This is a genomic window from Rahnella sp. P4_A8 (assembly GCF_056402435.1).
Map to the genome: position 1 here is coordinate 103376 of NZ_JBFUHK010000011.1, position 14905 is coordinate 118280.

At 54.0% G+C, this 14905-nt stretch carries 15 protein-coding genes; 8 read left to right on the forward strand and 7 right to left on the reverse strand.

Features of this window, described 5'->3' with window-relative positions; translation table 11 throughout:
* Positions 1-37 precede the first annotated feature (37 nt).
* Genes citC through AC1DUO_RS08880 form a run of 7 tightly spaced genes read left to right on the forward strand, consistent with a single transcriptional unit; the run spans position 38 to position 5768 of the window.
* A complete protein-coding gene (citC, locus tag AC1DUO_RS08850; protein ID WP_477987065.1) occupies positions 38-1132 on the forward strand; it encodes a [citrate (pro-3S)-lyase] ligase in 1095 nt (364 codons plus the stop codon).
* 15 nt (positions 1133-1147) lie between these two features.
* Complete coding sequence (gene citD / locus AC1DUO_RS08855) at positions 1148-1438, forward strand: citrate lyase acyl carrier protein (protein WP_013574924.1); 291 nt, start codon at positions 1148-1150, stop codon at positions 1436-1438.
* Positions 1435-2310: a citrate (pro-3S)-lyase subunit beta gene (gene citE / locus AC1DUO_RS08860; RefSeq protein WP_037035952.1), complete on the forward strand. Its 876-nt coding sequence runs from the start codon at positions 1435-1437 to the stop codon at positions 2308-2310. Before citD ends, citE begins: the two co-directional genes overlap by 4 nt.
* 30 nt (positions 2311-2340) lie before the next feature.
* Complete coding sequence (citF, locus tag AC1DUO_RS08865; RefSeq protein ID WP_013574922.1) at positions 2341-3867, forward strand: citrate lyase subunit alpha; 1527 nt, start codon at positions 2341-2343, stop codon at positions 3865-3867.
* Positions 3867-4406: a citrate lyase holo-[acyl-carrier protein] synthase gene (gene citX / locus AC1DUO_RS08870; RefSeq protein WP_112197742.1), complete on the forward strand. Its 540-nt coding sequence runs from the start codon at positions 3867-3869 to the stop codon at positions 4404-4406. The genes citF and citX overlap by 1 nt, the downstream gene beginning before the upstream one ends.
* Entirely contained in the window at positions 4384-5223 is an 840-nt protein-coding gene (gene citG, locus AC1DUO_RS08875) for a triphosphoribosyl-dephospho-CoA synthase CitG (protein ID WP_013574920.1), read from the forward strand. Before citX ends, citG begins: the two co-directional genes overlap by 23 nt.
* Entirely contained in the window at positions 5220-5768 is a 549-nt protein-coding gene (locus AC1DUO_RS08880) for an RBBP9/YdeN family alpha/beta hydrolase (protein ID WP_037035958.1), read from the forward strand. Before citG ends, AC1DUO_RS08880 begins: the two co-directional genes overlap by 4 nt.
* A gap of 27 nt (positions 5769-5795) precedes the next feature.
* Here AC1DUO_RS08880 and AC1DUO_RS08885 read toward each other — a convergent pair whose 3' ends face one another.
* Both AC1DUO_RS08885 and AC1DUO_RS08890 read right to left on the reverse strand, forming a co-directional pair.
* On the reverse strand, positions 5796-6272 hold the full coding sequence (locus AC1DUO_RS08885; RefSeq protein WP_013574918.1) for a DUF805 domain-containing protein: 477 nt from the start codon (positions 6270-6272) through the stop codon (positions 5796-5798).
* An 86-nt stretch (positions 6273-6358) separates the two neighbouring features.
* The gene (locus AC1DUO_RS08890; RefSeq protein WP_013574917.1) at positions 6359-7429 is read right to left on the reverse strand and encodes a LacI family DNA-binding transcriptional regulator; all 1071 of its coding nucleotides are present in this window, start codon (positions 7427-7429) and stop codon (positions 6359-6361) included.
* Positions 7430-7706: 277 nt separating this feature from the next.
* Between AC1DUO_RS08890 and AC1DUO_RS08895 the strand changes: the two genes are divergently transcribed.
* On the forward strand, positions 7707-8963 hold the full coding sequence (locus tag AC1DUO_RS08895; protein WP_013574916.1) for a maltoporin: 1257 nt from the start codon (positions 7707-7709) through the stop codon (positions 8961-8963).
* Between the two features lie 319 nt (positions 8964-9282).
* Here AC1DUO_RS08895 and AC1DUO_RS08900 read toward each other — a convergent pair whose 3' ends face one another.
* From AC1DUO_RS08900 to AC1DUO_RS08920, 5 genes are all read right to left on the reverse strand, one after another.
* Positions 9283-9600 (reverse strand): PTS sugar transporter subunit IIB, encoded by a 318-nt coding sequence (locus AC1DUO_RS08900; protein ID WP_013574915.1) that lies wholly within the window; start codon positions 9598-9600, stop codon positions 9283-9285.
* Positions 9601-9680: 80 nt separating this feature from the next.
* Positions 9681-11750 carry a beta-galactosidase gene (locus tag AC1DUO_RS08905; protein ID WP_454843249.1) on the reverse strand — a complete coding sequence of 690 codons (2070 nt, stop codon included), beginning with the start codon at positions 11748-11750 and terminating at the stop codon, positions 9681-9683.
* Between the two features lie 65 nt (positions 11751-11815).
* The gene (locus AC1DUO_RS08910) at positions 11816-13027 is read right to left on the reverse strand and encodes a glycoside hydrolase family 53 protein (RefSeq protein ID WP_013574913.1); all 1212 of its coding nucleotides are present in this window, start codon (positions 13025-13027) and stop codon (positions 11816-11818) included.
* 4 nt (positions 13028-13031) lie between these two features.
* Positions 13032-13883, reverse strand: coding sequence for a sugar ABC transporter permease (locus AC1DUO_RS08915; protein ID WP_013574912.1), 852 nt, complete (start codon positions 13881-13883; stop codon positions 13032-13034).
* Between the two features lie 13 nt (positions 13884-13896).
* Positions 13897-14905 (reverse strand): carbohydrate ABC transporter permease (locus AC1DUO_RS08920; RefSeq protein WP_477987073.1); only part of this gene is annotated, 1009 nt, incomplete at its 5' end.

Sequence of the window (14905 nt, forward strand, 5' to 3'; positions counted from 1 at the left end):
CATCGCTTTGACTTACAGCCGACATCAGGAACGCATTATGTTCAGCCGTGACCAACCGGACTTTCATGTCATCAGTGTCAGCCAGCCGCCGGAAGGCATGCTGGAGGATATCCGCACCCTGTTGCAGCAAAGCCAGTTAGGCATGGATGACGACATTGAGCAGTTCGTGGTGGCCTGCTCCGGCCGCCGTCTGGTCGGCTGCGCCGGTCTGGTCAGCAACACTATCAAATGCGTCGCCGTGGCCGCCGACTGGCGCGGGGAAAATCTCAGCGCCAGATTGCTGGGTGAAGTGGAAAATCTGGCGGTGTCCGGCGGCAAATTCCATTTATTTCTCTATACGCGGCCATCGAATCTGCAGCGCTTTCGCGGCTGCGGATTTTACCCGCTGGTGCAATGGGACGACGTTGCCGTGCTGATGGAAAACACGCCGGTAGGCATCAGCCATTATTGCCGCTGGTTGCAGCGCCATCACCACCACGGCCAGCGCATCGGTGCCGTGGTGATGAATGCCAACCCGTTCACCCTCGGGCATCGCTTTCTGGCAGAACAGGCAGCGGCAACCTGTGACTGGTTGCATGTGTTTGTGGTGAGCGAAGATGTGTCGTATTTCCCGTTTAAAGAACGTCTTGAAATGGTCCGTCTGGGTGTCGCGGACCTGCCCAACGTGACGGTGCATGCCGGTTCTGAATACCTGATCTCCCGCGCAACTTTTCCCGGCTATTTTCTCAAGGACGCCGGGCTGGTGAATCAGGCGTGGAGTGTGATGGATTTGCTGATTTTCCGTCAGTACATCGCACCGGCGTTAGGCATTACCCACCGTTTTGTCGGCAGCGAGCCTTTCTGCCCGGTGACCCATCAGTACAACTGCGACATGCATGACTGGCTGGAAGCGCCCGCACGCCTGACGTCGCCACCGCTGAAGGTGATTGAGTTGCCGCGCAAACGTCACGCCAGCGGCCGGGCCATTTCGGCCTCAGAAGTGCGTGCGCTGCTCCGGGCGCATCAGTTACCGCGCATCCGGGACATTGTTCCGCTCAGCACTTATGTACACCTTGAACAACACTATTCCGCCACTGCGCCCGCAGAACCGGCGCATGACGATGTCCTTATTATTTCACCCTCACTTTGTTAACAGCAGGAAATATTGATGAAAATTGTGAAGGAGGCGCTGGCAGGCACGGTTGAATCCAGCGATTTACTGGTAAAAATCGCCCCGGCCAGTGAGCTGAATGTGGTGATCAGCAGCGAGGTCGCCAAACAATTTGGCGACCAGATCCGCAGTGTGGTGAATGACACGCTGAGTGCACTCGGCGTCATCGCGGGTTTGGTGATTATCGAAGATAAAGGTGCGCTGGATTGTGTGATCCGCGCCCGGGTACAAAGTGCAGTACTGCGTGCGGCACAGGCTGAAGAGATTAACTGGGAGACATTACGATGAAAAAACTCCGCCGCAGTATGCTGTTCCTGCCGGGGTCCAGCGCCGCCATGTTATCCACGGCATTTATCTATCGCCCTGACTCCATCATGTTTGATCTGGAAGATGCCGTTTCGCTGCGCGAAAAAGACACCGCACGCATTCTGGTATTTCATGCCCTGCAACACCCGATGTATCGCGATATTGAAACCGTGGTGCGCATCAATCAGCTCAGCACCCCCTTTGGCCTTAAAGATCTCGAGGCCGTGGTGCGGGCGGGCGTGGATGTGGTGCGCTTACCCAAAACCGATACGCCGGAAGATATTTTTGAGCTGGAAGCGCATATCGAACGCATCGAGAAAGACTGCGGTCGCGAAGTTGGCTCCACCAAAATTATGGCGGCCATCGAATCGGCCATTGGTGTGATTAACGCCGTGGCGATCGCCCGCTGCTCGCCGCGTCTGATCGGTATCGCGCTGGCGGCTTTCGATTATGTGATGGACATGCAAACCGAGCGCGGCGACGGTACCGAACTGTTTTATGCCCGTTGCGCCGTGCTGCACGCGGCACGCGCCGCCGGAATTGACGCCTTCGATGTGGTGTATTCCGACATCAACGATGAGGCCGGTTTCCTGCGTGAAGTGGAACTGATCCGCAAGATGGGCTTTAACGGCAAATCCCTGATCAACCCGCGACAGATTGAGCTGCTGCATAACGCTTACGCACCGACGCAGGAAGATGTCGACTATGCGCACCGCGTGATTGCCGCCGCAGAGGAAGGCGAGCGCAAGGGTCTGGGCGTAATTTCGCTCAACGGCAAGATGATCGATGGCCCGATCATTAACCATGCGCAGGTGGTACTGGAACGCGCCAGTGCATCCGGCATCCGTCGCTAGCCCTCAATTTTGCACAGGAATATCAAGATAATGAGTCATTTAACTGAAACTTTGCACAGCCTTTATCCGCAGCTCAGGCATCTGACTGCCTTTGACGGCGCGCACCGCAATACGCCGTATCTTTCCGATCCCGATGCCCGCCTGCACCGTAAACTTTGCGATTCACTGGAACAGGCGATCGCCCGCAGCGGCCTGAAAGACGGCATGACCATTTCCTTCCACCATGCTTTCCGTGAAGGTGATCAGGTCATTAATAACGTCGTCGCCACACTGGCGAAGCTCGGTTTTAAAAACCTCACGCTGGCGTCCAGTTCGCTGATGACCTGCAACGATGCGCTGATCGAACCTATCCGCAACGGCGTCATCACCCGTATTTATACCTCCGGGATGCGTGGCAAACTGGCCGATGCCATTTCTCACGGGCTGATGGAAGAACCGGTACAAATCCATTCGCACGGCGGGCGGGTTAAATTATTGCAGGACGGCGAGCTGAAGATTGATGTCGCGTTTCTCGGCGTGCCATGCAGCGATGAATTCGGCAATGCCAACGGCACGCACGGTAAATCCTGCTGCGGTTCGCTGGGCTACGCGATGGTGGATGCACAGTTCGCCAGAACCGTGGTGCTGCTGACCGAAGAACTGGTGCCCTTCCCTAATATGCCCGCCAGCCTGGTGCAGGATCAGGTGGATTACATCGTTAAAGTCGATCAGGTCGGCGATCCGGCAAAAATCAGCGTCGGCGCAGCGCGGGTGACCAGTAATCCGCGCGAACTGATGATCGCCCGCACGGCGGCTGAAGTCATCGAATACTCCGGCTATTTCAAGCCGGGCTTTTCAATGCAAACCGGTTCCGGCGCAGCGGCTACGGCCTGCACCCGTTTCATGGAAGAGAAAATGGAACGCAACCAGATCACCGCCCGTTTTGCCCTCGGGGGCATCACCGGCAGTCTGGTGGATTTACATGAAAAAGGCCTGATTGAAACGTTGCTGGATACGCAATGTTTCGACGGTCAGGCTGCGGCGTCACTTAGCCGTAACCCGCAGCATATCGAGATTTCTACCAACGTTTATGCCAATCCGGGAGCCAAAGCCGCGAGCTGCGATCAACTGGATATTGTCATTCTGAGTGCGCTGGAAATTGACACCGGCTTTAACGTTAACGTAATCACGGGTTCCGACGGCGTTATGCGTGGCGCGTCCGGCGGTCATTGCGATGTCGCCAGTGCGGCCAATCTGACCATTGTCGTCGCGCCTTTACTGCGCAGCCGAATTCCGACAGTCGTACGTCGCGTCACCACCCGCGTCACACCGGGGGAAAGCATCGATGTGCTGGTGACTGACCACGGCATCGCCGTCAATCCGGCACGTCCTGAAATCCGTCAGCGGCTGGAAGAGGCTGGCATGAAAATCATGGACATCGAAGCGTTGTATCAGCGGGCGATTTCCCTGACCGGCGAACCGAAACCAATTGAATTCACTGACCGTGTGGTGGGCGTTATCCGCTATCGCGACGGCAGCGTGATCGACGTGGTTCATCAGGTAAAAGAGGACGCATAATGACCATCATGACGCCTGCGGATGCAGGCGTCAGCCTGGAGGATTTGCTGGCAGCAAAGGAACTGCGTGCCAAACGGCAAACCGACTGGCTGACTCAATTCTCACAACCGCTGATTTCACTCACGCTGGTGACGCCGGGGCCGGTGAAAGACTCCGTGGCCTGGCGTCAGGTGATGCGCGAGGCGTTGCAACGTGCCGAAGTTATGCTGCTGCAACACGGCTGGCCGGTGCTGAAACATCAGGTTTTCTGGCTGCCGACCGGCGCCGAAGTATTCTGGTGCGTGGCACATCCTGCGCCGGAAGTGAAAGCGGCCACGGTTGAACTGGAACAATCGCATGCCCTCGGGCGTTTATGGGATTTCGATGTGATCTGCCCGCAGGCGGGTGTTGTTGGCCGCCGTTCGCTGGACAATGCCAGCCGCCGCTGCCTGATTTGCGACGGTCCTGCGCATGCCTGCGCCCGTTCACGTCAGCACCCGCTCGTGGACGTTATCGCTAAAGTGGAGGCACTGATTGATGGCTGGCACCGCACGCGCTGAACACCCTGCCTGCACGGACATCGCCACGCTGGCGGCAGAGGCGCTGCGCCGTGAAGTGTGGCTGACGCCCAAACCGGGACTGGTCGACAGCGCCAATAACGGCTCGCACCGCGACATGGATTTACCCCTGTTTCTGCGCAGCATTGACGCCATCACGCCCTGGCTGCATCAGTTTTTCGCCCTTGGTCAGCAGGATTTCCTGCAACCGGCGCAGGCGATGCTGACGCGCATCCGCCCGACCGGAATAGCCTGCGAACAGGCGATGTTCGGTGCCACACAAGGCGTTAATACGCATAAAGGCGGCATCTTTTCACTGGGATTATTGTGCACCGCCGCAGGCAGGCTGACCGGCCAGAGCCAGCCACTGACCCGCCACCGCTTATGCGCTGAAGTGGCCGCCATGACGCAAGGGCTGGTTGAACGTGAATTGCAAAGCTGCCGCCAGCCGGTGACTGCCGGTGAACGGCTGTTTATGGCGCACGGCATGACCGGTGCCCGTGGCGAAGTGCAGAGCGGGTTCCTCACTTTACGCCGTCACGTTTTTCCGTACTGGTATCAGGAAAGCCATTCCGGGCGCCGCAGTCTTAATGCTTTGCTGCGCCTGATGGCCTATAACCCCGATACCAATCTGGTAGCACGCGGCGGGCTGGACGGATTACATTTCGTGCAGGACTACGCCCGCCGGTTGCTGATAACGGGCTGGAAGACAGAGGATTTGCAGCAGATGGACCGCGCCCTGATCGCCCGCAATCTCAGCCCCGGCGGCAGTGCTGATTTGCTGGCGATTGCCACCGTGCTGATGGCTTTCCCGCAATGAATTCGTCCCCTGAATTCACCCGCATGCTGGTGCCCGGATTACGTGACAGCGAGGCCGGACACTGGCAAAGCCGCTGGCATGAGCAGCATCCGCACTGGCTGCGTATAAAACAGCGCAACTGGGCGCAGGTTGATCTCGAGGGTTGGATCACCGCCATCGATCGCGAGCAAAAACAGGCGACATCCCCGCTGCTGCTGATCGGCCACAGTTTTGGCGCGCTTGCCAGTCTGGTGTGGGCGAACCGTCATCCGCAACGCGTGGCGGGTGTCATGCTGGTCGCCCCCGCCGAGCCTGTGCGGTTCGGACTGGGTGATGACATTCTCCCTGCACCGCTGGCCGTGCCGGGGCTGCTGATCGCCAGCCATACCGATCCGCTGCTGACCTTTACCCGCGCGGAATTTTGGGCACAGGCGTGGCGCTGCGAGCTGGCAGATATCGGCGAAGCAGGACATATCAATGTGGAATCAGGATTCGGCGACTGGTCGTGGGGGCTGGCAAAACTGGAGGTGTTTGCCGCGCAACTGGCGGCAAACTTGTCGGATTAAATGCGCAATAATGCTTTCAGCGTGACGTTACTCAACAATGCGGGTTTGTGTGGTCGGCGCAGGCTGTGATTTCTGGCAGCACAGGAAAACCATCACCAGCAGCGGGATCCAGCCCAGCACGATGCCCAGCGTGATTTTCATCCAGACATAGGTTTCCGGTGAAGCGTATTGCATCAGGATCGTATTCAGCAGGCGCGAGACAATACCAGCCAGATAAACGCCACCAAACCACCAGCCGGAACGGTTGATGTCGTGCATACGCCGGACACCGACCGCCAGCAACGGTAATGCCGTCGCCAGCGCAAACAGGGTGTAAGCGACACCTGCATAGAAAATACTGTAAGGATTACCCGCCAGCGCGAACAGGAATGACACGCCCATCGTCAGCAAAATAATAATCAGCAAATTACCCAGCGCAAAGGTCCAGAACGCCTTGCGGCTCGCCCGACCACGGAAATCCACATACTTTTTCCAGCCCTGCACATAACACTGCCATAGCGTCATTTCATCACGTCCTTTTGCCTGTTCATCTGATGTTTCAATGGAAATTTCATTCTGCTTTTCAATAAGCCGGGAATTAAAGCGTTTTCTTACTGGCCCCGCAACTGCCGCGCCAGAAGATCGAGCTGATCGGCTATCTGATTGAGATCTTTATCCTGCTGCCCGGGCGCACGGGTCGAATTACGCACCACCAGTTTCGCAGGCAGAATTTTGGATGACATCACCTCCGCACTTTCGGCCAGTAAATGTTCAACCGCCTCTTTGCTCTGCAAATCGAGATCCAGTGACACGGTGGTCAGTGACGGATGGAAGAATGCGCTGTCGTACGTGTCATCGTAGCCAATGATCGACGCCTGCTGCGGAATGGCCACATTGTGCTGATGCAGCGCACTGATGACGCCCAGCGCCATCTGGTCATTGCCCACCAGCATGGCGGTGAATTGCGGAGTTTCACGCAAAATCTGCAACGCGCAGTAATAACCGCTTTTCGCACTCCAGTCGCCGTGGATGACGGTCACCGGCTGAATGCCCTTCTCTGCCAGCGTTTCCTGCCAGCTTTTCAGACGCAAACGGGAAGACACAGAATCTTCCGGCCCCGCCAGCAAGGCAAATTCCCGATGCCCTAAATCATGCAGATATTCCACGCTGGCACGCGACCCGTCAGCCGGATTAAAGCAGACGTTAAACACCGGACTGGTCGGGTCGACATCGAGAAACAGACACAGAATGTCGCGGTTGTTTTCATAAATCCGCTCAGCCTCGGCACTTTCCAGCGGGATGTTAATGATCATGCGGTCAACGCGTTGTGATTTCAGCTCGTTAATGGAGTCCTGAATGCTCTGATTGACGTCCTCATCAATCATTGAAATCAACACCTGATACCCGGCCTGATGGGCATATTTTTTCACTGACGCCGCAATTTGCGACGGCGCGTGTAAGGCCAGTGATGTGGTGACCAGTCCGATGGTAAAACTCTGCTTTCCAACCAGTTGCTGCGCCAGCCGGTTCGGCACATAGCGCAGAACTTCAATGGCCTGTTCGACCTTCAGACGCGTGGCATCTGAAACATTGGCCGATTTGTTTAACACCCGCGAAACCGTCTGGTACGAAACACCGGCATAGCGGGCAACATCTTCTAATGTCGAACTTTTTGATTTCATTCTTTCCCCACACAGCAGCCCGTGATTTTGCTCAATCTTATGATAATCGAGCCAACGTACGGGATCTCATTTAAAAGTTCAATCCGGGCGTTCGTTGCTGCATAAGTTATACGTTAACATTGCATATAATCGTGATTTACATCACTCCTGATTTATCATTAATTCATAAGTTGTAGACATATCTCACATTTCACAATATGTAAAATTGATCATTATTGTTTCTGGGTATCTTATAGATTTCGTAAATGTGAACGTCATACAATCATAAGGAAAAAAAATGAAACACAACTTACGCACTCTGGCTGTGGCGGTTTCCCTCGCCATCACAGCGGGCCCTGCTGTGGCAAATGATATTGATTTCCATGGATATCTGCGTTCGGGGCTGGGGGTTTCTGGCGGTGGCGGTCTGGAACAGTTCCAGAAAAACAAAGTCGGGCGTCTGGGTAACGAAGATGACACCTACGGCGAAGTCGAACTGGGCAGCGAAGTTTACAAGAAAGACGACGTGAGTTTTTACGTCGACTCGATGGTCAGTATGGTGTCTGACGGCTCCAATGATGATGAAAACACCCTGAATGATGATGCACAGTTCGGCCTGCGTCAGCTGAATCTGCAAATCAAAGGACTGGTGCCGTGGGATAAAGATGCAGTGATCTGGGGCGGTAAACGTTATTACCAGCGCCACGACTTACACATCATCGATACCAAATACTGGAACATTTCCGGTGCCGGTGCCGGTATTGAGAACCTGAAAATGGGTGAAGGTGCGCTTTCTCTGGCGTGGATCCGTGGCGATGCCAATGATGTGGATTACCGCGTGGATGGCAATAACGATGTGAACATTAACTACATCGACGTGCGTTATGCCGGGATCAAACCGTGGAGCGGTGCCTGGATGGAAATCGGTGCCGACTACGCCATGCCAAACCTGTCGCATGACCAGAAAGAGTACGGCGGCCTGTACGATGCGGATAACGGCGTGATGCTGACCGGTGAAATCAGTCAGGATATGTGGGGCGGCTATAACAAACTGGTGTTGCAGTACGCGGATAAGGGCCTGGCGCAGAACATGATTTCGCAGGGCGGTGGCTGGTACGATATGTGGAACTACACCAATGACGCTACCGGTTATCGTGGCATCATCACCGGTCTGATTCCGATCACCAGTAAGTTCAGCCTCAACCATGTGCTGACCTACGGCCATGCAGAAAACATCACCGATTACACCGACACGACTGAGCTGGTTTCTCTGGTAGGCCGCGCGCAATACCAGTGGACAGAATACGTGCGTACCATCGGTGAAGTCGGTACCTTCTATCAGAAAGATGATTACAAGAACGGCTCGAACTACAAGCAAGGCGGTCAGAAATATACGCTGGCGATGGGTCTGGCAGCCGGTCCGGAGTTTATGTCACGCCCTGAATTGCGTGTGTTTGCGTCTTATCTGAATGATTCTGAGCATGGCGATACGTTTGACGACCATACCAAAGCGGATACGTGGAACTTTGGGGTTCAGGTGGAAGCCTGGTGGTAAATTTCCTTCATTCTTGAAGCTGTTGCTGCGTTGGCTGCGTTTACTCACCCGAATCACTGACTTCAGTCAGCTCATCGGGATTCGTTCACTTGCCGCCTGGCTACAACTCCAATAATTTTGGAAATGTGAAGTCATATTGTACAAAAAGAAATATCCTCATTGTTATACAGCGACAGATAAAAACTTAATTTCTCTTGTAGGGGATCGTTACGTTTTTTCTCCGCACAGCAGCATCATTATTATTTATAAAAAGCAGAAACAATAAAGGCAGCCTTGTGTCGGGCTGCCTTTATTTTTGGGATTATTTCAGCAACAGCGTTTAATTACTTTTCAGTCCAAACTTCTCAGTCATTAATTTCTTCAGGCTGTCGGATTGCTTACCGAATATCGCATGTACTTCCTGACCGATGATCACCACGCCAATCGCACCGGTCTGCTGGATAGCACCGGAGTTCACGCGCTTAAGTTCTTTTACCGTCACGCGCAGGCGGGTAATACAGGCATCAACATTCACAATATTATCGCGCCCGCCGAGTGCATCAATTAATAACGCTACGTCAGTCGATGGCGGCACTTCATTGTCAGGCGTTTTATTCTTCGCAGAGAATACATGCATAAAGTCTTTAATATTTACCATGATGAACACTCTCTTTCAGGAATGAAAAAAAACGTGCAACCGGGAAATCCTGATTGCACGTCGCTGTTAAAAATAATGGGTTAAGAAATAACAGATAAACGCCGCGACAGGATCTGACAACCGAATGCCGGAAGCGTCAGTGTGCGCGGTAATATACCGCCGTGAACCATATCGCGGTAATCATCCGGCAATGTCACCGTCTGGCTGTCGGCGGCATAGTTTTGCAGGAAGATAAATTCACTTTCACCGTCGGTGCGTCGTGCGGCAGTGACACCTTCAGGCAGATCGGTGGCTATCGCCCGTGGCAGCTTCATTTCTTTCGCCAGCGCGGTATAAAAATCGGCGTGGAATTGCTGATCGTTTCGGGAAGCCAGATAATACGCCTGCCCTTTGCCAAACAGATTCACGGTCACGGCGGGCGTGCCGGCGTAGAAATCGTCACCGTACGTCGCCAGTGCGGCCGCACCTTCCAGGTGGATCACTTCACACAATTCGCTGGCACGATACGGGCCGTTTAACCCCAGCGCATTGCCTTCAGTGCCGCTGACGCTGTTGTGCTGATCGTCGGTCAGGCTGTCGATTTCTTCCGCCCATATACCCAGTACCGGACGCAACGGTCCAGGGAATCCGTTGAGGAAACACAAATCGCTTTCGTTAACGATACCGCTCCAGTAAGTCGCGACGAACCGCCCGCCGGCCTGCACGAACGCGGTGATCCGCTCGCCGACGCCTGCCCTCACCATATACAGCATCGGCGCAATCACCAGGTCGTAACCGGTTAAATCGCAATCGGCATTGATCACATCGACCGCTATACCCTGCGCCCACAGTGCACGGTAATGTCCGGCAACCGTGTTTTCATATTCCAGTCCCTGATTGCGCGGTCCGAGGGAATCGTCCATCGCCCAGCGGCTTTCCCAGTCGAAGATAATTGCCACTCTGGCTTCTACGCGGCTGCCCGCCACCGGAGCCAGCGCCGATAGAATCCCGCCCAGTTCGGCCACTTCGCGGCCGACACGGGTATCGATATGCCCGACGTGATCGACGACCGCGCCGTGGAATTTTTCTGACGAACCGCGGCTTTTACGCCACTGGAAATACTGCACAGAATCCGAACCATGAGCGACCGCCTGCAAAGAAGACAGAATATGCATGCCCGGCTTTTTCAGTTTGCTGACCGGCTGCCAGTTGGTGAAACTCGGCGTCGATTCCATCAGCACAAACGGCTGACCCTGTTTCAGCGTCCGCATTAAATCGTGATACATCGCAGTGTACGCCGCCAGACCGATATCATCTTTGCGGGTATGCCACATCGGATAGCTGTCCCACGAGATGAAATCCAGCACGCTGGCGAGTTTCCAGTAATCGTAATCGTAGAAATACTCCATGAAATTGGTGGTCGCCGGTAACGCCGGATTCTCCGCTTTGAGCGGGCGGATTTCCTCGCTGCAAAAACGCGTGACCTGATCGGTGTTAAAACGACGCCAGTCGAGATTCAGGCCGTGAATGCCGCTTTCGCCCTGCGGCGACGGCGATTCGATCTGCGCCCAGTCGGTATAGGTGTGGCTCCAGAAAGTGCTCCACCAGGCTTGATTCAGCGCATCGAGCGTGACGTAACGGGCTTTCAGCCAGTCGCGGAAACGGGTCTGGCAGTAATGGCAATGGCACTCGCCGCCGTATTCGTTGGAAATATGCCAGCCAATCACCGCCGGATGATGGGCGTAACGCTTCGCCAGCGCACTGTTCATCAGTTGCACTTTTTCGGCATACACCGGCGAACTCATACAGTGATTGTGACGCCCGCCGTGCAGTGCTTTTACGCGGTCACGCCCGACACGCAGAACTTCAGGATACTTTTGCGACATCCACGCCGGACGTGCGCCGCTTGGTGTGGCAAGAAATACCGAGATGCCATTTTCATGCAATTTGTCCAGCACCTGATCCAGCCAGCCAAAGGTAAAATGACCTTCTTCAGGCTCCAGCGCTGACCAGCTAAAAATCCCGACTGACATGACATTACAGCGCGCCTCTTTCATCATTTCGACATCGCGAATCAGCACATCGGGGCTTTCCAGCCACTGTTCCGGGTTGTAATCCGCACCATGTAATAGCCCGGAAATCTTACTGCTCAGAAGAGGAAATTTCGTCATGCTTGGGTCCTTAGGAACTTTAAGAAATATCAACTCCCCGGCCAATCAAGCCGGGGAAAAAGGGATTAATTGAAGACTTTGATGGAAGGAAGAACCTGACCGTCACAGCTGAACAACGCCTGATTTTCGCGGGCATTGCCCTCTTTCCAGTGGTCGTTGATGTAGGTCATCCCGGCCGGTGTCGCCCAGCCTGCGCCGTCAACGGCGATCCAGGTCGGTTCCCAGTAGAACAGACCCTTGCCGCGATGATCCGGCACCGCGACCAGGCTTTTGATCATGTCGCTGAGGAAATCAGCCTGCCCCTGCACCGTGCCCGGATAGCCGCCGTCTTTGGCTTCTTTTTCGGTAAAGCTGTTTTCAGCCGCATCACAGTTTTTGGTGGTATAGCCGTAAGCCACTTCCACCACGATCACGTCTTTGTTGTAGCGTTTGCTGATGTCGTCCATGTTGGTCTGCAACGCGGAAACCGGACCGTTCCAGTAGGTATAAAATGACAGGCCAATCACGTCGTAAGGCACTTTGCGCTGATTAATTTCATCGAACCACCAGCGGAAGGTGTCGTTCTTAGTGCCTTCGGCCAGATGCAGCATGATTTTGATATCAGAAGGATTTTTTTCATCAGCACGCACACCGGCAATCGCCGCATTCAGCAACCCGGCCAGACGGTCAAACTCCCCGCCGCCTGCGCCCCAGCTTTTGCCTTCAGGCCATAAAATGCCGCCGTTCATTTCGTTGCCGACCTGCACCATATCCGGCACGGTGCCTTGTGCACGGAATCTGGCGATCACCTCGCGGCTGTAATCATGAATGGCAGTTTTCAGTTGCGGATAATCCATTTTCTCCCAGCTTTTTGGCTTGAACTGTTTACCCGGATCAGTCCAGAAATCGCTGTAATGGAAATCGAGCAGGATTTTAAAACCCTGCGCTTTGGCGCGCTTCGCCAGCTCCAGCGTGGTGGCCAGATCGTTATTACCGCCACCGTACGGATGCCCCTGCGCATCTTTCGGATCCACCCACAAGCGCAGACGCACGTAGTTGAAACCGTTTTGTCTGAGGATCACCATCGCGTCGGTCTGCTTGTGGTTTTGATCAAAGAACTTGCCGCCGTGTTTTTCGACGTCAATCAGCGTCGAGATATCCGCACCTTTGATGAAATCCGCCGGGACGTTGGCGACTTTTTTAATCACCACCTCCTGCGCCACCCCGGAAAATGACACCGCCAGCAGCACGCAGGCCATTGCGCTTTTGTTGAAAATCTTCTTAGAAAAGAAAGTCATCGGATTATCCTTTTGTACTGCCAGCCGTCAGGCCGGAAACGAAGTATTTTTGTAAAGCCAGATAGAAAATGGCGACAGGCACGGCGATCAGTACCGCGCCAGCGGCGTACATGGTGTAGTTGGCACCCATTTTTTGCGCGACCAGGTTGTACAGGCCAATCGGTAGGGTGTACTTATCTGGCGTGCGTAAAATGGTGCTGGAAAGAATGAAATCACCCAGCGGTCCGGTGAAGGAAAACAGCGCGATCACGGCCAGAATCGGCTTGGACAAAGGCATGATGATTTCGATGAAAATGCGGAAATTGCCCGCGCCGTCCATCCGCGCTGATTCATCCAGATCTTTCGGAATGGCGTCGAGATAGCCTTTCATCAGATAGGTGTTCATCGGGATCATGCCGCCGACGTAAATCAGCACCAGTGCCAGATGACTGTTGATAAGCCCGAGTAACTGCGCCAGCACAAAGATGGCGATCAGCGCGGAAAACTGGGGGATCATCTGCAATAACAGAAACAACATCAGCCCGTCTTTGCGGCCTTTAAAGCGAAAACGCGAGAAAGAATAGGCGGTGAAACTGACACAAATCAGGGTCAGGATCATGGTCAGGAAACTGATTTTCATCGAGTTCCAGTACCAGCCGACATAATTCACTTCGCCGTTAAACAGGTCTTTGTAATGCTGGAACGAGACGTTCTCCGGAATAATCGACGTGCTGAGCAGGCTGTTACCGGCATTCAGTGATGCGCCGACGGTCCAGATCAGCGGATAAATAATGATCACCGCCACAATCAGCAACAGGAAATAACTCAGCCCGAGGCGGATAAACCGGTTTCTTTTAATACTGCTGTTCTTACTCATGCCCTTCCCCCGGTTACGCCATATCATCTTGTTTAAATGAATTGGTTGAGCGGAATTGCCACAGAGCAATACCGACCACAAATATCGACAGCAAAATCGTAATGGTCGCGGCAATGGCATATTGTGAAGATGACATGGTGAGTTTATATATCCACGACACCAGAATATCCGTTCCGCCTGCATTCGAACCGGCCACTGCCGGGCCGCCGTTATTAAACAGATAGATAATATTGAAGTTATTAAAGTTGAAGGTGTATTGCGTGATAATAATCGGCGCAATGGAATATAAGACCAGCGGCAATGTAATGGTTTTAAGTTTCTTCCAGGTACTGGCACCATCCATTGTCGCGGCTTCATATAAATCGTTCGGAATGGCCTGCAATACGCCGGTAGTCATGGCAAACACAAACGGGAAGCCCAGCCAGGTCTGCATCAGGATCAGCGCCGTTTTGGTCCAGAACGGATCGGTCAGCCAGGCTTTAGGCTCAATGCCTAAGGCAGCCAGAATGCCGTTATTGATGACACCGAATGAGTCATTGAACATGCCCGCAAACACCAGAATGGTGACAAAACCCGGCACCGCCCACGGCAAAATAAGCACGGTGCGGATCAGCGCCTTGAAGCGCAAATCTTTCTGGTTCACCAGAATTGCCAGCATCACGCCAACCGTACATTGCAACGTGGTCGCCAGCACGGTCCAGACCACCGTCCATTGCAATACATCCAGCAAGGTCGAACGCCAGATATTGAGCGTGAAGATATTAATAAAGTTTTTGAACCCCACCCAGTCGACTAATTTAGCCGGCGGCGTGTGGTATAAATTATAATTGGTAAAAGCAATGGAGAAGCCGAATATAATCGGGAAGACCACCACAAACACCAGCAAAATAAAGCCCGGCGTAATCATCAGATAAGGGAAACCTTCACGCAGCAGCAAATGATATTGCTTGCGCACGCTGGGTAATTCCATCCCCTGGTCGCGGCGTTTACCATTTGCCCACGCATCGCGCAGACTCCAGTAA